The 18,570-nt window shown below is 33.9% G+C and carries 13 protein-coding genes and 6 pseudogenes; 11 read left to right on the top strand and 8 right to left on the bottom strand.

Features of this window, described 5'->3' with window-relative positions:
- Positions 1 to 95 precede the first annotated feature (95 nt).
- A pseudogene (locus tag P5P87_RS23125) lies at positions 96 to 1,675 on the bottom strand (NADP-dependent glyceraldehyde-3-phosphate dehydrogenase).
- Between the two features lie 73 nt (positions 1,676 to 1,748).
- Positions 1,749 to 2,060, bottom strand: a complete 312-nt coding sequence (locus P5P87_RS23120; protein WP_095929060.1) for a rhodanese-like domain-containing protein — start codon at positions 2,058 to 2,060, stop codon at positions 1,749 to 1,751.
- A 360-nt stretch (positions 2,061 to 2,420) separates the two neighbouring features.
- On the opposite strand from P5P87_RS23120, the gene P5P87_RS23115 reads away from it, so the two are divergent.
- Positions 2,421 to 3,047, top strand: a complete 627-nt coding sequence (locus tag P5P87_RS23115) for a Crp/Fnr family transcriptional regulator (protein ID WP_111363407.1) — start codon at positions 2,421 to 2,423, stop codon at positions 3,045 to 3,047.
- A gap of 265 nt (positions 3,048 to 3,312) precedes the next feature.
- Positions 3,313 to 4,098 (top strand): annotated as a pseudogene (locus P5P87_RS23110) (sulfite exporter TauE/SafE family protein).
- An 87-nt stretch (positions 4,099 to 4,185) separates the two neighbouring features.
- Here P5P87_RS23110 and P5P87_RS23105 read toward each other — a convergent pair.
- From P5P87_RS23105 to P5P87_RS23080, 6 genes and pseudogenes are all read right to left on the bottom strand, one after another.
- A complete protein-coding gene (locus tag P5P87_RS23105) occupies positions 4,186 to 4,572 on the bottom strand; it encodes a helix-turn-helix transcriptional regulator (RefSeq protein WP_198856620.1) in 387 nt (128 codons plus the stop codon).
- Positions 4,573 to 4,799: 227 nt separating this feature from the next.
- Positions 4,800 to 5,021 carry a hypothetical protein gene (locus P5P87_RS23100; RefSeq protein ID WP_278020734.1) on the bottom strand — a complete coding sequence of 74 codons (222 nt, stop codon included), beginning with the start codon at positions 5,019 to 5,021 and terminating at the stop codon, positions 4,800 to 4,802.
- A 709-nt stretch (positions 5,022 to 5,730) separates the two neighbouring features.
- Positions 5,731 to 6,144 (bottom strand): helix-turn-helix domain-containing protein, encoded by a 414-nt coding sequence (locus P5P87_RS23095; protein ID WP_278020733.1) that lies wholly within the window; start codon positions 6,142 to 6,144, stop codon positions 5,731 to 5,733.
- A 263-nt stretch (positions 6,145 to 6,407) separates the two neighbouring features.
- On the bottom strand, positions 6,408 to 7,484 hold the full coding sequence (gene cydB / locus P5P87_RS23090; protein WP_278020732.1) for a cytochrome d ubiquinol oxidase subunit II: 1,077 nt from the start codon (positions 7,482 to 7,484) through the stop codon (positions 6,408 to 6,410).
- 2 nt (positions 7,485 to 7,486) lie between these two features.
- Positions 7,487 to 8,833, bottom strand: a pseudogene (locus tag P5P87_RS23085) (cytochrome ubiquinol oxidase subunit I).
- A gap of 289 nt (positions 8,834 to 9,122) precedes the next feature.
- The gene (locus P5P87_RS23080; protein WP_198856624.1) at positions 9,123 to 9,713 is read right to left on the bottom strand and encodes an HD domain-containing protein; all 591 of its coding nucleotides are present in this window, start codon (positions 9,711 to 9,713) and stop codon (positions 9,123 to 9,125) included.
- Between the two features lie 204 nt (positions 9,714 to 9,917).
- Here P5P87_RS23080 and P5P87_RS23075 point away from each other — a divergent pair.
- The 9 genes and pseudogenes from P5P87_RS23075 (at position 9,918) to P5P87_RS23035 (ending at position 18,302) form a co-directional block, all read left to right on the top strand.
- Positions 9,918 to 11,334, top strand: a pseudogene (locus P5P87_RS23075) (MBL fold metallo-hydrolase).
- Positions 11,335 to 11,456: 122 nt separating this feature from the next.
- Entirely contained in the window at positions 11,457 to 12,020 is a 564-nt protein-coding gene (locus tag P5P87_RS23070) for a YeeE/YedE family protein (protein ID WP_198856626.1), read from the top strand.
- Positions 12,021 to 12,030: 10 nt separating this feature from the next.
- Positions 12,031 to 12,507, top strand: a complete 477-nt coding sequence (locus P5P87_RS23065; RefSeq protein WP_198856627.1) for a DUF6691 family protein — start codon at positions 12,031 to 12,033, stop codon at positions 12,505 to 12,507.
- Positions 12,508 to 12,528: 21 nt separating this feature from the next.
- Positions 12,529 to 13,047 carry a GNAT family N-acetyltransferase gene (locus P5P87_RS23060; RefSeq protein ID WP_198856628.1) on the top strand — a complete coding sequence of 173 codons (519 nt, stop codon included), beginning with the start codon at positions 12,529 to 12,531 and terminating at the stop codon, positions 13,045 to 13,047.
- 193 nt (positions 13,048 to 13,240) lie between these two features.
- Positions 13,241 to 14,817 (top strand): annotated as a pseudogene (locus P5P87_RS23055) (glycerol-3-phosphate dehydrogenase/oxidase).
- Positions 14,818 to 15,105: 288 nt separating this feature from the next.
- Entirely contained in the window at positions 15,106 to 15,564 is a 459-nt protein-coding gene (locus P5P87_RS23050) for a MarR family winged helix-turn-helix transcriptional regulator (RefSeq protein ID WP_198856630.1), read from the top strand.
- 12 nt (positions 15,565 to 15,576) lie between these two features.
- Positions 15,577 to 16,209 carry an NAD(P)H-dependent oxidoreductase gene (locus P5P87_RS23045; RefSeq protein WP_278020731.1) on the top strand — a complete coding sequence of 211 codons (633 nt, stop codon included), beginning with the start codon at positions 15,577 to 15,579 and terminating at the stop codon, positions 16,207 to 16,209.
- A gap of 38 nt (positions 16,210 to 16,247) precedes the next feature.
- Positions 16,248 to 16,815: pseudogene (locus P5P87_RS23040) on the top strand (YceI family protein).
- Between the two features lie 206 nt (positions 16,816 to 17,021).
- Positions 17,022 to 18,302: a hypothetical protein gene (locus P5P87_RS23035; protein WP_198856633.1), complete on the top strand. Its 1,281-nt coding sequence runs from the start codon at positions 17,022 to 17,024 to the stop codon at positions 18,300 to 18,302.
- Positions 18,303 to 18,570 lie beyond the last annotated feature (268 nt).

Genomic DNA, 18,570 nt, shown 5'->3' with positions numbered 1-18,570 from the left:
GAATCTCTAAAAAAAACCTTAGCCACTTTAAAAGAAAAACCGTCTATCACCAAAGGCAACAGACGGCATCTACAATTAATATATAACCTTGATGGCTACAAAATATAATCGGTATTAATAAAATTCGATTCTTTGCTGTTAAGCAATTCCTGCAGAATCTCATTATTATAATCGATATCTTTTGAAGCTACAAACGTACGAATTGAGAAAGAACGCAAAGCATCTGGAATACTCAAAGTTCCTACTGCAGAATCTTTTCTTCCTGTGAAAGGGAAAGCATCTGGCCCTCTTTGGCAAGAACTGTTGAGGTTTACTCTACAAACTAAATTAACCAAAGCATCAATTAGCGGTGCAAGCGTTTTAATATCTTTACCAAACAAACTTACTTGCTGTCCGTAATTTGATTCTGCCATATCTTTTAAAGGTTCTTTAATATCTTTAAACGAAAGTACAGGAACAACTGGTCCGAACTGCTCTTCGTGATACACGCGCATTTCTTTATTTACTGGATATAAAACTGCTGGAAAAATATAATTATCGGTATGTTTTCCTCCTTTTTCATTAATCACTTTAGCTCCTTTGTGAAGAGCGTCATCAATTAATCCTTGAATATATTTTGGTTTATCTGTTTCTGGAAGTGGCGTTAATGAAACTCCTTTTTCCCACGGATTTCCGAAAAGTAAACTGTCTACTTTTTCAGCAAAACGTTTGTTGAATTCTTCCGAAATTGATTCGTGAACATACAACACTTTTAAAGCCGTACAACGCTGTCCGTTAAAAGATAAACTTCCTGTGATACATTCTTGAATAGCCAAATCTAAATCGGCATCTGGAAGAATAATCGCTGGATTTTTAGCTTCTAAACCTAAGATTAAACGCAATCTATTTTTGTTTGGATGCTGATCTTGTAAAGCAATCGCCGATTTACTGTTTCCAATTAATGCTAAAACATCAATTTTTCCAGATTTCATAATCGGAGAAGCCACTTCACGCCCTCTACCATAAACAATATTGATTACACCTTTTGGAAAACTGCTTCTGAAAGCCTCTAACAATGGCGAGATACATAAAACACCATGTTTAGCAGGCTTGAAGATTACTGTATTTCCCATAATCAAAGCTGGAATAAGCAATGAGAAAGTTTCATTTAAAGGATAATTATATGGTCCAAGACATAAAACCACTCCAAGAGGCCCACGGCGAATCATAGCATTTACGCCTTGCACTTTTTCAAAATGCGAACTGCGTCCGTTTAATTCTTTATAACTCGCAATAGTATCGTAAATATATTCTACTGTTCTGTCGAATTCTTTTTGTGAATCTCCAAGGTTTTTCCAATTTCCCACATCAAAAGTTTTACTACTTCTTCGCGGGTTTCTTTCATTTGCTTCACAAATTTTTCCATGCATTTAATACGATCCACTACTTTCATAGTTGGCCATAAACCTTGCCCCATATCGTATGCATTGGTGGCAGCTTCGACAACTTCTGTTGCTTCTTTTTCTCCCATAAAAGGAATAGATCCTAATAAAGTAGGCGAATACTTTTCAGTTGAAGAAATAGTAGAAAACACAGGTGTGGTTTGCCCTGTCCATTGTTTCAATTCTCCATTTACAAGATAAGTATCTTGATTTATCAAACTTTTAATCTGATATTCTTCTGGTATAAAACTCATAATTTGGTTATTTAATGGTCTGGTAATTCATTTTCAAAAGAAAAAAGAGGCTTTTTTAGTGCCTCTTCTTCTTTTATGGTTGTACTGTTTCGCCTTCCCAATCCAGGATTCCTCCAAGCAGATTGTAGGCGTTTTCGATACCCAATTCGTTCATAATCTGACACGCTTTTGCGCTTCTAGCTCCAGAACGACAGTATACGTAATAATTTTTATTTTTGTCTAATTCTTCGATTTCATAGATAAATGCCTGCCCTTTATTGATATCAATATTTAGAGCATTCTCAATGTAGCCGTCATTAAATTCGTCTTCAGTTCTTACATCAAGTATAACTGCATTTTCGTCAGCTTCTAACTGAGCAACCCAATCTTCTTGTGATAAATTCATAATAAAATGTGTTTTTGTAAAATTACGACGTTTCTCTATATGAAAAACGTACCAAATGCGATTTCGATTATTATTCTCAGAAAACGTTTTAGAGAAAGTATTATAATCAGTGAATTACAAATTTAGTTACTATTTTTAAAAATTCAGCCTACAAAATCGATAGAAAATAGGATTTTTTCATTTTCATAAAATTAATCTTAAATCTAGTTTTCTGATAATTATTCCCACTTCAAACCATTATCTTTGCAAACAAATACATTTTTTAATTCGATTTTGACAAATATATTCACCACAAATTACATCGATTTTCACAAATTAATTAATGTAAATTCGTGTAATTAGCGGTAAAAAAAATACACAATGCAACATTCCTTAAAAACCATATTTCCTAATTTTTCTAACGAACTAATCGCTACAATTGAAGAAAACGGAAGTCTTCAAGATTTTGAAGCAGGAACCATTTTAATGCGTACCGGACAGTATATTAAAAATACTGTTTTGATTATTAAAGGAAAAATTAAAATCTATCGAGAAGGCGAAGATGGTGGAGAGTTTTTAATGTATTATCTACAACCTGGACAAGCCTGTGCCATTTCGATGATCTGTACTGCCAAAAGCGAAAAAAGCCAAATTATGGCAAAAGTCGTCGAAGATGTTACTGTGATGATGATTCCGTTGCAATTGATGGATAAATGGATGATGGAACATAGAAGTTGGTACGAATTTGTAATTGAAACTTATCGAAGCCGTTTTGAAGAAGTTTTAGAAGTCGTTGATAATATCGCTTTCCGTTCTATGGATGAAAGATTAGAGTTTTACTTAAAAAGACATTCTGATGCTTGTGGTTGTTCTGAAGTAAATCTCTCACACCAAGAAATTGCAACCGAATTAAATACATCTCGCGAAGTCGTTTCCAGATTACTCAAAAAAATGGAACAGCGCGGTCTGGTCAAACTCAATCGAAACCAGATTGAGTTATTGAAATAGTTTTTTTTGCCACAGATTAAAAGGATTATTAGGATTTCTTTTTATTAGGAATAGAAAAATCCATCTAATCCTTTTAATCTGTGGCAAAAATATTTCCTATTGTCAGATTGAGCGAAGTCGAAGCCTCACAAAGCAATTCGACATCGCTCAATGTGACAAAATAATTCGTGAAAATTTGTGAAATTCGTGGCAAAAAAAATCTTCTGTGATAAATGTTACTGTAGGATTCTAATTTCCGAGGCAACTTTGCATTAAAATAAATGCAATGGAATATTTAGGATTTTTTGCCTCAATCATAATCGGAATCACACTTGGCTTAATTGGCGGTGGCGGTTCTATTTTGACTATTCCAATTTTAGTTTATTTATTTAAAGTGAATCCCGATCAGGCGACTTCTTATTCTTTATTCATTGTTGGCTTAACGTCTTTATTTGGAAGTTACAGCCATTATAAAATGGGAAATTTGAAGCTGAAATCGGCTTTGTATTTTGCTATTCCTTCAATTGTTTCAATTTTAATTATACGCGAAGTTATATTTCCGCAAATTGCGGCAACGCTATTTTCTGTTGCTTCTTATACCGTTTCAAAAGATTTTCTGATTATGATTATCTTTTCGATTCTAATGATTACGGCGAGCAATTTCGATGATTAAAAAAATCAGCCCGAAATAAAATTAGCAGAACCCAATTATTCGCGATTGAGTTTGATTGGCTTTTTGGTCGGAATCGTAACTGGATTTCTAGGCGCTGGTGGCGGATTTTTAATTATTCCTGCCTTGCTTTTTTTCGCCAATTTACCAATGAAGCAAGCGGTTGGAACTTCATTGTTAATCATTACTATTAATTCTTCACTTGGTTTTGCAGGCGATTTATACATCGGAACAGCTATAAATTACACTTTCTTACTAAGCGTTTCTGCAATGGCCTTAATCGGAATGTTTGTTGGAAGCCAACTTTCTAAAAAAATTGATGGCGCAAAATTAAAACCCCTCTTTGGCTGGTTTGTTCTTGTAATGGGATTTTATATCATTGCTAAAGAAGTTTTTTTCTAATAGCAATCTTCAAAACTTTATTTAGTTTCACTTGTAGAGTAATCTTTGTCAAAGCATTAAACTTTGACAAAGATGAAACTAAAATATTCAAAGTTCTCCAAATTTATCTTTATAGCGTTCAAGCTCAATTTCAGTTCTATTAAGCAATTTTTCTAATAATTGGATTTTATCTTCATAAAGCTCTTTTAATACCGAAGTGTTATCTGCATTAATTAAGATACTTCCATTATTATTACCTGTTATTTTTCCGTAATTACTAAAATATTTATCGTATTCAAAACTAATTATATCTTCTACACTCACATCTAGGATTCTTCCTATCTCGACCAATTTTTCATAACTCAAAGATGTTTTTCCTTTCTCAATTTTACTGTAACCCGCCTGAGTTACACCTAATCTTTCTGCCATGTATTCCTGAGTGTAATTTTTTAACTCTCTAATATTTCTAATTTTATTTTTTATTGTTGTGGCCATATCTTTTTCTGATTTGGGTCATGTATAGCTAAAAACAGCCTCCCGTTAAATCGTAACGGCATAACCATACATGTTTTGGGTATTCATAAAAACTACTTCATAATAAATTACGAACTAGCGTTTCGTTAATTTTTTCTTTTTGGTAATGAGGTAACCATATATCAAAGCCACCATTATGAAAAAAGTATCATAATGGAAAATATCAAATACAAACATCTCTGATTTTTTTAAGCGGTTCTCTTTACACTTCGTTCAAACTGAAGATCTAAATAAGCATCGATTTGCTTACCAACCAATTTGCGGTCTTTTAATGCAATTTTAGTTCTTATCTCATTTTTGTAAATATCTTTCACAAAAACAAAATATACGAACTCCGCCTTATTGCTAAATCTCGCGACAATAATAAGTGCATAACACAAAATTGCAGGAATAATGTAATACAGATCCATTAAATTGGAAAATAACATACAATAATACGTTGCAGCGGTAACAGCTATAAAAGCACCGTTTTCAAGAAAATATTTTTTCTTTTTTTAAGCAGTCCAAGTTCTTTAATTTCATCAAACTGATACTGCCAATTTTTAGATTTGTAACGAAATCTAACCTTGTCGGAAAAAATTGTTAAAGGCATAATAATTTAGTAGGTAAAAATAGATTTAAGCTTCTAGTAAAAATCAATTTCTAAAAATCTTTAGGGGGAAAAACTCTTAGATACGCAATATTAAGCATTAACCACTTTTTTTCTTACAATTAACATTATAGAATATAACTATCAGTTGTAATTAAATCTTTCGTAAAAATTATCATACACTTTTAACTGCTAAAATATATTTATTTTTAGAAGGCAATAATTTGGGCGTTTTCTTCGGCCAGGCTATCTGCTTTATTCCCGATTAACAAAAGCTACGGCTAAAAAGCCTTGTTTTTCTAAATTGGGACATATCGATCCTATCCCTAATGCAAACTCAGGCAAAATGACGTTTTAGCCTTTAAAATTTTCAATGAATTGCCTCCAGCTTCAGCTGGAGGTAAACAAATGTATATATAAAAAGGGCTTTAGCCAAAACCGCAAAGTTTGGCTAAAGCCTGATTCAAATTCAAACAAAAAAACCTCCAGCTAAAGCTGGAGGCAATTGATATCTATCTTTATGTTTTCTACTATTTTTTCAGCAGTTTTTCTAAATATTCTACTTTTTCTTTTTCGGCTTGAACTAATGCTTTTTCAGCCTCAACCAAACGCTCGTAAAGTTCAACCATTTTATCTAAAGGATTAAAAGTGAAAATTGGTCCAGATGCACCTTGACCATTACTTGCGCTATTATCATAAAAATTATTAAAGAAATTGAAAACAGATTCTTCCGAAAAATTTTCAATTGCTTCAATTGTAACGCCTAGTGCTTTTGCTATTTCAGTCAATTTTTCTTTATCAATTGTTTCGCTAGCTTCAATATTCGAAATAGTCTGCTGGCTTAAACCAATCGCAATTGCCAAAGCTTCTTGCTTCATTCCTTTAAGCTCTCTAATTCGGCTTATGTTTCGTCCTATATGTTTTGGTTTTGCTGTTGTGCTCATAATTCAAAGATATTTAAAATTCTTGAAAAATTATTTGATTCGTAAAAATACATATTTTTCTCACTATACAATTAAATTGCCTCCAGCTTTAGCTGGAGGTAAACAAATATATATAAAAAGGCTTTAGCCAAAATCGCAAGGTTTGGCTAAAGCCCAATTCAAATTCAAACAAAAAACCTCCAGCTGAAGCTGGAGGCAATTCATATAATATCGACAGTAAATTCAATTCGTGAAAATTCGTGTAATTAGTGGCAAACAAAAAATCAATGTTCTCCATACCCAATATCATCCATCTTTCCGCTGAAAACGCGATATTGAATAATGAAATAAATAATCACAAGAAACAAAGCCACAAAAAACCAGCTTAATCCAGCATTCAATCCGTATTCGTGAGCGGCCGTGTTATAAATCGTTAAAGACGGATTCACTTTATTGGTTGAAGGCAAAACATTCGGAAAAATTGAAACCGCAGTCGAGGCAAATCCGCCAACTAAGAATAAAGTTGAAAAAATAAATCCGTGACCGTCTTTTTTGAAGGACCGAACTTTGAATAATCCTGCAATTCCGGCAAAAGTTATTAAAGGAAAAAACCACAGAATTGGATTTTCAACGAAATTATGAAAGGGTTTCGGTTCGATAAAGTGCCAAATTCCCAAAGAAATAAAGACTAAAATCAACAGAACAAAGTTAAGTCTAAAGATTACATTTTTCAATTTCGGATTCAGCGCCGAATTCGTTTTATAAATAATCCAGTTTGCACCATGAATCGTTAATGCCACAACACTCACAATTCCTAAGAAAAGTGTAAACCAGTCAATAATTCCCAATTCATCTGCTTGCGGACTAAAAGTAGGATTCCATAAAGGCAAAAAGAAAAAATGCGCTTCTTGCGTAGAAACTCCGTTTTGAACCATTCCGAGATTCACACCGCGAACGATGTTTCCTAAAGCAATTCCAAAGAAAAGAGCCAAAAGCAGACTCGCGATTCCGAAAACTTTATCCCAAATGCTTTCCCACATATGATTGTGAATTTGTCCGCGCATTTCTAATCCGATCGCGCGGAAAATCAAAAGCCATAAAATCATAATCAGAGGCAAATAAAATCCGCTGAAAGATGATGCATATAAAGTCGGAAAAGCAAAAAACAAAACGCCTCCCGCTGCAATCAGCCAAACTTCATTGGCATCCCAAAAGGGACCAATGGCATTGGTAATTGCCTTTTTATCTTTTTCTGTATCAGCAAAAAATAAATGAATAATTCCTGCACCAAAATCGTAACCGTCCAAAACCAGATAAACGGCCAGAATTCCCATTAAAACTACGTACCAAAAAAATTCCATACTTATATTTTTTCTGTTGAAAGTTCCACATGACGAGGACCTTTATTGATAATTTTCCCAACTAAAAGTAAAAACAGCATTCCCAGTAAAAGGTATAAACCAATAAAACCGAGTAGAGTAAATAAGGTGTTTCCAGAAGAAACCGTTGGCGAAGCTCCAGCTGCCGTTCTCAGTAAATTATAAACCAACCAAGGCTGTCTTCCTAATTCGGCCGTGTACCAGCCTGTTGTATTGGCAATGTACGGAAACGGCATCATGAACATCAGAGACCATAAAATCCATTTGGTTTCAAACAATTTTCCTCTAATTAATTGGAAAAGCGAAAGCACCATCAGTCCAATAAAAACCGTTCCGAGTCCAACCATAATATGATAGGCATAATACAATCCAGAAATATTCGTTGGATGCAAGTCTTCTTCAAACTGATCTAAACCTTTTATTTCCTGATCCCAGTTTCCATAAGTCAGGAAACTTAGAATGTTTGGAACAGCGATTTTATTATCCAATTTTTTATCTTTTACATCAGGCTGACCGATTAAGACAATTTCAGAACCTTTCTTTTCGGTATGAAAAATTCCTTCCATCGCAGACAAAAGTTACCGGTTGGTATTTCACTACATTTTTAGCCAATAAATCTCCTGTTGGAACAGCCACAATAACACTCGAAATCAATCCGAAGATTACTCCCGTCTTAAGGAATAATTTTCCGAAATCAACATTCTTTTTACTTAAAATATAGAAAGCTCCAATTCCAGCAACAATAAAAGAACTCGTTACCAAAGAAGCGACTTGATTGTGCAGATAAGAAGGCCAAAGCCAAGGATTTAAGAATAAAGCTTGAAAATTATTCAATACAAATTTTCCATTTTCTAAGATTTCGTAACCCACAGGATTCTGCATCCAAGAATGTGTGGCAATAATTAGGTAACCGCTCGCCCACGAACCAATCATAATTAGCAATCCCGTTACAAAATGCCATTTATGCCCGAGTAGTTTTTCTCCGAACAAAAATAATCCAAGAAAAGAAGATTCTAGGAAGAACGAGAACATTCCTTCCATCGCCAATGTCTGGCCAATGATTCCTCCAGTAAGTTCGGAGAATTTTGCCCAATTGGTTCCAAACTGAAACTCCATCGGAATTCGGTTACAACGCCCATTGCAAAATTGAGGGCGAAGATTTTCATCCAGAAATGGGTGGCGTGATTGTATTGTTCGTCTTTAGTTTTGAGATATTTCCACTTGAAGTACACAATGATCAACGAAAGACCCATTGTAAGTTGTGGAAAAAGATAATGAAAGGTGATCGTGAAGGCAAATTGCATTCGATCATAAAAGAGCATTTCTTCCATAATGGTAATTTGTTTATGAAGTTCCACAAATTTAACCATTAGAACCCGAATTAACGCCCTTTAAAAAAAGTTTATCGTCTGATATTTGTTAAACTTTTCAACAATTTAAAGGGTAGAAATGACACTTGTCATTTTTTGAGTTACATCCAGTTTGTCATTTCGACGAAGGAGAAATCTTCACAAGAAGCTCGACAAAGATTTGACTTTCGTTGCGGAGTTACTTGCGAAGATTTCTCCTTCGTCGAAATGACAAGATTGTGTAGAATAATTGCTAAAAAAGGGTAAGAAACTATTTCTCCAAAATTCCTTTTTCTACACTTTCATTAATCAAACCTTCAGCATAATTCCATAAAGATTCCGAACCATTTTTAATAACACTTTTCTTTTCGTAAACTTTATCGTATTTCACACCGAACTCTTTCCAAGTTCCGCCGTTGTTTGATGTGTTTTGCAACAAAGGCTCTAATCTGTCCATAGATCTTGCAAATTTGGCTTCGTTGGTTTCTCCCGCTTCAAATTCTTCCCAAATAGCAATTAACTCTTTGGCTTGTTTTTCTGGCAGTAATCCAAAAATTCTATTGGCGGCTAAACGTTCTTCATCTGTATTGTCATGACTTTTTACGGTATCATAAATAAAAACGTCGCCTGCGTCAATTTCGACAATATCATGGATCAAAACCATTTTTACGACTTTCAAAACATCAATCGGTTCATTGGAATGTTCTGCCAAAACAATTGCCATTAAAGCCAAATGCCAGCTGTGTTCTGCATCATTTTCGCATCGGTCGCTATTGAACAATTTTGTCTTGCGCTGAATGTATTTTACTTTATCAATTTCTTTTATAAAAGCAATTTGATCTATTAAGTCCTGTGTGTTCATTTTCTTTTTTGTTTTAAAATGACATTCGTCATACGCAAAATTAAAGCTTAAAGCGTAATTGCTCAACTTAAAATTAAGTTATCTCAATCAAATATGCCAAACTCCACTTTTTTTTACATAAAAACCTAATTTCTGTAACATTAGTCACCTATTTTTTTAAAAAACAAAGTTACCTTTGTAACCCATCATTTTACAATACCTATCATGAAAATAGAACAAATTTACACCGGATGCCTTGCTCAAGGTGCATACTATATCACTTCAAATGGTGAAGCGGCCATTATTGATCCGCTTAGAGAAATTCAGCCTTATCTGGATCGTTTAGAGCGTGATGGCGTTAAACTAAAATATATTTTTGAAACGCATTTTCACGCCGATTTCGTTTCGGGTCACGTTGATTTAAGCAAAGAAACTGGAGCTCCAATTGTTTACGGACCAAATGCTGCCTGCGAATTTGACTGCATTTCTGCAAAAGACGGACAGGAATTTAAAATCGGAAAAATAACTATTAAAGTATTGCACACTCCAGGACATACTATGGAAAGCACTACTTTTTTACTGATTGACGAAAACGGAAAAGATCACGCCATTTTCTCTGGAGACACTTTGTTTATTGGAGATGTTGGACGTCCAGATTTAGCTCAAAAAGCCGCTGGAATGACACAAGATCAATTAGCTGGAATTTTATATCATTCGTTAAGAGATAAAATCATGACTTTGGCTGATGACGTAATCGTTTACCCAGCGCATGGTGCGGGAAGTGCTTGCGGAAAAAACATGAGCAAAGAAACTGTTTCTACTATTGGAAATCAAAAAGCGACCAATTATGCTTTACGCGCTAATATGACCGAAGAAGAATTCATCAAAGAAGTTACTGACGGTTTATTACCTCCTCCTGCCTATTTCAGCATGAATGTCGCGATGAACAAAGGTGGCTATGAAAGTTTTGAGACTGTTTTAAACAACGGAATGAAAGCTATAAACGTAAAAGATTTTGAAGCTGTAGCTGAAGAAACTGGCGCTTTAATTCTAGACACAAGAAGTGCTTGCTGATTTCAGTAAAGGATTTATTCCGCAGTCTATAAATATTGGAATCAACGGTGATTTTGCACCGTGGGTTGGAACTTTAATTGCCGATGTAAAACAGCCAATTATATTGGTTACTGCTGCTGGTATGGAAGAAGAAACTGTAACTCGTTTAAGCCGTATAGGTTTTGATACGATTATCGGACATTTGGAAGGCGGTTTTGAAGCTTGGCAAAATGCAGGTTTCGAAATTGACACTGTAAACCGAATTACAGCAGAGCAATTTGCTAATGAATTTAAACTTGGCGAAGACAAAGTAATAGATATTCGTAAAGAAACAGAATACGAAGCAGAACATATTGACGATGCTTACAGCAAACCTCTCGCTTATATTAATGATTGGGTAAAAGACATTAATCCAAATGAGCATTTTTATCTGCATTGCGCAGGAGGTTACAGAAGTATGATTGCGGCTTCTATCCTTCAAGCAAGAGGCTTCAGAAATTTCTCTGAGGTTGAAGGTGGTTTCGGAGCAATTTCTAAAACCAATGTTCCAAAATCAGATTTTGTTTGTCAAAGCAAAGTATTAAAATAATTAAGGGTTCTGAGTTGCTAAGATTCTAAGGTTCTAAGATTTTTGACCTTTAGGACTTAACAACTCAGAATCTAAAAAAACTTAGAACCTTAGAATCTTAGTACCTTAGAACCTAAAAAAATATGCTAGAAATAATAAAAGAACCATGGCCTTGGTACGTTGCAGGCCCTTTGATTGGATTAACTGTTCCAATTTTATTAATTATTGGGAATAAATCTTTCGGGATTAGTTCTTCACTTCGTCATATTTGTGCGGCTTGTATTCCCGCGAATATTTCATTTTTTAAATACGACTGGAAAAAAGAAAGCTGGAATTTATTCTTTGTTTTAGGAATATTTCTAGGCGGTTTTATCACTGCTCATTTTTTATCGAATCCAAATCCGATAGAGATTGCTCCTGAATTATCAGAGAAATTAGCAACTTACGGAATCACAGATCATAGTGGTTTGGTTCCTGCACAATTATTTTCTTGGGAAAGTTTACTAACGTTTCGCGGATTTATCATGATTGTTGTCGGCGGATTTTTAGTTGGCTTCGGAACTCGTTACGCTGGCGGATGCACAAGCGGACACGCGATTATGGGATTATCAAACTTACAATGGCCATCATTGGTAGCTACTATCTGTTTTATGATTGGTGGTTTTGTAATGGCACTTTTGATTTTACCATATATTCTTTCACTTTAAAATTTAGAAAATGAATTTAGAAAATAAAAATATAGACAGCGAAGGAATCAACGCAAGCCAGAAAAAAGAAACTGCATTGGGAAATCTTAAGTATTTAGTCGTTGGTATCTTTTTCGGAATTGTATTCGTAAAAGCAGAAATCATCAGCTGGTTTCGTATTCAAGAGATGTTCAATCTAGAGTCATTTCACATGTATGGCGTAATTGGATGCGCTGTCGTAGTTGGATTAATATCGGTACAATTGATTAAAAAATTCAACATCAAAACTCTTGATGGCGAAAAAATCGAAATCCAACCAAAGACTTTTAATAAAGGACAAATTTACGGTGGCTTATTATTCGGTTTCGGATGGGCTATTACTGGAGCTTGTCCAGGTCCGCTTTTTGCTCAAATTGGCACAGGCGCCACTGTAATTGTAGTTACTTTATTAAGTGCAATTGCTGGAACTTGGGTTTACGGTTTGATTAAAGATAAATTGCCTCATTAATTTTATATAGTAAACTAAAAAATGAATTCTACAGAACAGTTAGTATTACGAAAAGCAGTTCTTTCTGAAGTACCTGCAATTTGGGAAATACTGCAAGATGCAATTGAACAAAGACGATTAGACGGAAGCACGCAGTGGCAAGATGGTTATCCGAACGAACTTTCTATTAAAAATGATATCGAAAATGGTTATGGATATGTTTTTACAGAGGACGAATCCATTCTGGCTTATGCGGCTATTATTTTTGATAAAGAACCTGCTTACGAAAATATCGAAGGCAAATGGCTTACTGATGGCAATTATACTGTTGTGCATCGTGTAGCCGTTTCGAAATTGGCAAAAGGAAAAGGAATTGCAACCAAACTATTTGAGAGCATCGAAAGTTTATCTGTCGAAAATAAAATTTACAGTATAAAAGTAGACACAAACTTCGATAATACTCCGATGTTGAAAATTTTAGACAGACTAAAATATACGTATTGCGGAGAAGTCTATTTTAGAGGCTCTGCAAGAAAAGCATTTGAAAAACGATTGATCTAAATAAACAATATATAAAATTGATAACCCGACATGTTCTATGAATCTGTCGGGTTTGTTTTTGTTTAACGTTGCCTACCGAAAACCTGAAACTTGAAACTTGAAACCTGAAGCCTGAAGCCTGAAACTTTTTTCTTCATCAATTTTTAATTTCATTTCGTTAAGTTTGCTTTAAACAAAAAGTCCCGTAAAAGATATGAATCGCTCAGAGCAGTTACTAAAACTACAAAATACAGAAAATTGGGACATAATAATTATTGGTGGAGGTGCAAGCGGACTAGGAACTGCAATTGATGCGGTAAGTCGTGGGTATAAAACCGTTTTATTTGAAGCGGTAGATTTTGCAAAAGGAACTTCAAGCCGAAGCACTAAACTAGTTCATGGCGGAGTACGCTATTTGGCACAAGGAGACGTGCATTTAGTTAGAGAAGCATTAAAAGAACGAGGATTATTGGCACAAAACGCAAGTCATTTGGTAAAAAACCAATCTTTTATTATTCCGAATTATCATTGGTTAAGCGGTTACTTTTACACTATTGGACTAAAAATCTATGATCTTTTATCTGGGGGTTTAAGTTTGGGCAGTTCAAAATATCTTTCGAAAAAGAGAACTATTGAAATGCTTCCTAACGTAGAAGAAAATGGTTTGGTAAATGGCGTAATTTATCACGATGGACAATTTGATGATTCTCGTCTTGCTGTCAATCTTGCCCAAACTGCAGTAGAAAACGGAGCTTGTGTTTTAAATTATACTAAGGTTGTTAATTTATTAAAAGACAATAACAATCAAGTAATTGGAGTTCAGGTTCAGGATCAAGAAAGCGGAATTAAATATGATTTAAAAGGTTCTGCTATTATAAATGCTACAGGAGTTTTTACAAATGCTATTATGAAACTCAATGATAATGTTTATAAAAAATACATTGTCCCAAGCCAGGAATTCATTTGGTTTTTGATAAATCATTTCTGCCTGGCGATCATGCCTTAATGATTCCGAAAACAAAAGACGGAAGAGTTTTATTTGCAGTTCCATGGCATAATCGAGTTGTAGTTGGCACGACTGATACTTTAATAAAAAAACAAAGTTTAGAACCAATTGCTTTAGAAAGCGAAATTCAATTTGTACTTGAAACAGCCCAGCGATTCCTTGCAAAAAAACCTGAAAGAAAAGATGTGTTAGCTGTTTTTGCAGGATTACGCCCTTTGGCAGCTCCAAAAGAAGAAGGTAAAAGCACTAAAGAAGTTTCTAGAAGCCATAAAATTATAGTTTCTGAAACTGGTCTCATTACCATTACAGGAGGAAAATGGACTACCTATCGAAAAATTGCTGAAGATATAATTGACAAAGCCATCAAAACAGGCAAATTACCAAAGAGAACCTGTACAACAGAACATCTTTCTATTCACGGAAGCCAACCTACCACTTCACTTGATAGAGAAAATCACCTCTATATATATGGTACAGATATTCCGAAAATAATCGAGTTGCAAGAAAGCGAACAGACATTAAAAGAAAAACTGCATTCTAATCACGAATTTACAATGGCAGAAGTCGTGTGGGCAATTCGTTACGAAATGGCAAGAACTGTTGATGATATACTGGCAAGAAGAGTTCGTTTATTATTCTTAGATGCTAGAGCTGCAATTGAAGTTTCGGAGAAAACAGCTAGAGTAATTGCCAAAGAATTGGGACATGATGAAGCTTGGATAAACAATGAAATTGCCAATTTCAAGCAAATTGCAAAAGGTTTTCTGCTCTCAGAATTCCAATAAATCATAAATCTAGTTGATTTTTAAGGTTTTACACTTTTAAAATATCTTACAAAAAGTCATTTGACTAATATTTAAAATCAAAACTTTCTTTTAGTTTTAAAAAATCATTAATATACAACATATCAATACGTTATATTAAAAAATTACTTTAATTTTAATATCGAAAACTATTCTTTTAGTTCTTTAAAAAAGCCTTTTTATTCATGTTAACAAAAAATTAACACAACATTTGTATATACAACTATTAAAAGTTATACATTTGTATATACAAATTATACACTTACGACTATGACAATTGAAGAGGTTATTAAGAGTACGGTTAAGATGGATAATGCGAAAAAAGTTATTCTGAATATCATGTACACGCAAAATGTGATTCAGGATCATTTCAACGAGTTGATCAAACCGTATGATTTATCTGGAGAACAGTATAATGTGTTACGTATATTAAGAGGACAAAAAGGAAAACCTGCTAATATGTGCGTGATACAAGAGAGAATGCTTGCTAAAACGAGCAACACAACACGTTTGGTAGATAAACTATTATTAAAGGATTTTGTAACGCGAAATGTCTGTCCTGATAATCGAAGAAAAATTGAAGTTTCGATTACACAAAAAGGATTAGATGTATTGAAAGAACTAGATCCAAAAGTAGATGAGCATGAGCAAACATTTGCAAATAATTTAAAACCAGAAGAATTGGTTTTCCTAAATCAACTATTAGAAAAATATAGAACCAACAAATAAAGTAATAAAAATATGAGCAATTTCTTAGACAATCAAAATTGGAGATACGCAGTTAAACAATATGATGCTTCAAAAAAGATATCAGAAGCTGATTTAAATACATTAAAAGAAGCGGTTAGATTAAGCGCTTCTTCATACGGATTACAACCTTACAAAGTAGTTATTGTTGAAAATCCAGAATTGAGAGAAAAATTAAAAGGTGCAGCTTGGGGGCAAACTCAAATTACTGATGCTTCTCACCTATTCATTTTTGCAAACGACTTAAGTCTTGATGCAGGTTCTGTTGACAAATACATCAGCAACATCAGTGAAGTAAGAGGTGTTCCTACAGAAGCTTTAGGCGGATTTAGCGATATGATGAAAAATGTAATTTCAAATTTATCTGAAGATGCAAAACACATCTGGACTGCAAAACAAACTTACTTAGCTTTGGGGAACTTATTAAATGCAGTTGCTGACTTAAAAATTGATGCAACACCAATGGAAGGTTTCAATGCGGCTCAATTTAATGAAATCTTAGGTTTCGATAAATTAGGCCTAAATGCTTCAGTTATTGCAACTGTAGGTTACAGACATGATGACGACAAATCTCAGCATCACAAAAAAGTTAGAAAATCACACGAAGAATTATTTATCACTCTATAATTATTTATTAATCAAATTCAAATTTTAATTTTAAAAACATGAAAAATTTAAAAACTATTGCAATAGCATTATTCGTAGCAAGCAGCTGGAATCTCAGTAAACGCTCAAACTAAAAAAATCGACGTAAAAGCATCTACAATTAAATGGGTAGGTAAAAAAGTAACTGGAGAGCACTCTGGAACTGTAAACTTTAAAGAAGGTTCTTTAGTTTTCAAAGGAAAAAAATTAGCTGGTGGTAACTTTACAGTTGATATGACTTCATTAACTTCTACAGATTTAACTGGAGAATACCAAGGAAAATTAAACGGTCACTTAAAAGCTGACGATTTCTTCGGAACTGACAAATTCCCAACTTCAAAATTAGTTTTCAAAACTATCGGTGCAAAATCTGCTGACGTTTATACTGTAACTGCAGATTTAACTATCAAAGGAATTACTAAACCAGTAACTTTTGATATCACTGTAAAAGGAAACACTGCTACAACTGCTTTCAAAGTTGACAGAACTAAATACGATATTAAATACGGTTCAGGTAGCTTCTTCGACGGTTTAGGAGATAAAACTATCAATGACGAATTTGAATTGACAGTAGCTTTAAAATTCTAATATTTAGACCTTACTAATTCAGAAATACAGTAAACCCCGACAGTTTTAAACTTTCGGGGTTTATTTTTTTTAAACTTTTCAAAAACTTAACATTCTTAATAATAAAGTAACTCTTTCGTAATAAGTATCAGGACTTTGATTAACATACGGCTTCTATTTTTGGGACAATTAAAAAAAATCAAAAACTAGAAATTAAAATCATAGTTATGAAAACAAAACTACATATTGCATGCATACTCTTCATTATCAGCTTTTTCGCACAAGCTCAACAACAGCCAAAAGGAATCACTGGTACTTCAAACTGGATGACCAACTGGACGAGCTTTAGACCAGCTGCAAATGACTATGGCGAAGCAACCAATATAATTGCCGGAACAATCGATAAAGATACACGTTTAGTAAAACGTAATATTTATCATTTGGTTGGTGTTGTGTATGTTACAAACAATGCAACGTTAACTATCGAGCCAGGAACTGTTATACGTGGTGACGATAAAACATGCGGAACGCTTGTTATTACCAATGGAGCTAAAATTATGGCTGAAGGATTAGAAACTGACCCTATTATCTTTACATCAGAAAATGAAATAAACAATAGAAAACCAGGAGATTGGGGCGGAATTATAGTTTTAGGAAAAGCACCAATAAACTCATTAGGAGGTATTCATACTTTGCCTTTCGATTTAGATCCAACTTTAAATCATTATGGAGGGCAAGATCCAGAAGACAATTCAGGAACTCTAAAATATGTTAGAATCGAATATGCCGGAAGAAAATTAAGCGCTTCAAAAGAGTTAAACGGTCTTTCTCTTGCTGGTGTTGGAAGAAAAACAACTGTGAGCCACGTTCAAATTAGTTTTTCAAATGATGATTCTTTCGAATGTTATGGCGGAGATTTGAATTTAAGCAACTTGGTTTCATTCAGAACAACAGACGACGATTTTGATTTTACACAAGGAGCTCAAATTAATATTAGCAATAGTATTGCAATTCGCCATCCGTTTTCTTCAGATATTTCGGGTTCAAGATGTTTTGAGGCTGATTCTTACGAGAAAGTTGCGAATACAGACATGACTAAAAAAATGACTAAAATAAATGCAAACAACATTACTTTGGTTAATTTAGAGGAAAACAATCAAGGCTTGGTGAGAGAATCTGCTTACATCAAAGAAAATACCTTTTTCAACCTAACCAATAGTGTGGTTTCTGGATTTGCACCATTTATTTTGTTGGAAGGAAATATCGGAAATGGTGAAGCAAATTTATCAAAAATCACTTTTAAAAATATTGTAGCAAACAATTGTCAAGGTGAAATTGAAAGCGAATCTGGAAGCAATATTCCTGGCATAAAAAACTATTATGGAAACCCTGCTTACGGAATAGAATATACAAAATTGAAACTTAGTGAGCTGTTTGCACTTCCAAATATTAAAGGAAATCCAGATTTCAGATTAAATGTAAACAATACCATAGCAAGTGGAAATTAAGGAGTTATAGGAAGATTTGTGATTAAAATTTAACAAATTTCAGAAATTCGAAAAGATTTTTTTGGAATTTTATGTACTCTAATTAAAATTACATTTATATCTTTGTCACATCAAAATAAAGAAATGAGAACAATTTTAAACAATACTTGGTGGTGGAGCAATTTACGTCAGACGTCGTGAACGAAGCTTCCTATGGTATTGTAAGAAATATAAAAATATAAAGGGCTTGTCATCACGACAAGCCCTTTTTTTTGATTCAATTGAAAAC

The sequence above is a fragment of the Flavobacterium ginsengisoli genome, from assembly GCF_029625315.1.
Classification (GTDB): domain Bacteria; phylum Bacteroidota; class Bacteroidia; order Flavobacteriales; family Flavobacteriaceae; genus Flavobacterium; species Flavobacterium ginsengisoli.
The sequence above is the reverse complement of the archived record's forward strand: the minus strand, read 5'-3'. Positions and strand labels throughout refer to the sequence as shown.

What these genes read in the sequence shown, in the direction of transcription:
- P5P87_RS23045 (WP_278020731.1), top strand. Translation starts at nt 15,577, where the DNA reads ATGAGCAATTTCTTAGACAATCAAAATTGGAGATACGCAGTTAAACAA.
- P5P87_RS23105 (WP_198856620.1), bottom strand. Translation starts at nt 4,572, where the DNA reads ATGGCCACAACAATAAAAAATAAAATTAGAAATATTAGAGAGTTAAAA.
- P5P87_RS23115 (WP_111363407.1), top strand. Translation starts at nt 2,421, where the DNA reads ATGCAACATTCCTTAAAAACCATATTTCCTAATTTTTCTAACGAACTA.
- P5P87_RS23080 (WP_198856624.1), bottom strand. Translation starts at nt 9,713, where the DNA reads ATGAACACACAGGACTTAATAGATCAAATTGCTTTTATAAAAGAAATT.
- P5P87_RS23070 (WP_198856626.1), top strand. Translation starts at nt 11,457, where the DNA reads ATGCTAGAAATAATAAAAGAACCATGGCCTTGGTACGTTGCAGGCCCT.
- P5P87_RS23060 (WP_198856628.1), top strand. Translation starts at nt 12,529, where the DNA reads ATGAATTCTACAGAACAGTTAGTATTACGAAAAGCAGTTCTTTCTGAA.
- P5P87_RS23050 (WP_198856630.1), top strand. Translation starts at nt 15,106, where the DNA reads ATGACAATTGAAGAGGTTATTAAGAGTACGGTTAAGATGGATAATGCG.
- P5P87_RS23100 (WP_278020734.1), bottom strand. Translation starts at nt 5,021, where the DNA reads ATGGATCTGTATTACATTATTCCTGCAATTTTGTGTTATGCACTTATT.
- cydB (WP_278020732.1), bottom strand. Translation starts at nt 7,484, where the DNA reads ATGGAATTTTTTTGGTACGTAGTTTTAATGGGAATTCTGGCCGTTTAT.
- P5P87_RS23120 (WP_095929060.1), bottom strand. Translation starts at nt 2,060, where the DNA reads ATGAATTTATCACAAGAAGATTGGGTTGCTCAGTTAGAAGCTGACGAA.
- P5P87_RS23035 (WP_198856633.1), top strand. Translation starts at nt 17,022, where the DNA reads ATGAAAACAAAACTACATATTGCATGCATACTCTTCATTATCAGCTTT.
- P5P87_RS23065 (WP_198856627.1), top strand. Translation starts at nt 12,031, where the DNA reads ATGAATTTAGAAAATAAAAATATAGACAGCGAAGGAATCAACGCAAGC.
- P5P87_RS23095 (WP_278020733.1), bottom strand. Translation starts at nt 6,144, where the DNA reads ATGAGCACAACAGCAAAACCAAAACATATAGGACGAAACATAAGCCGA.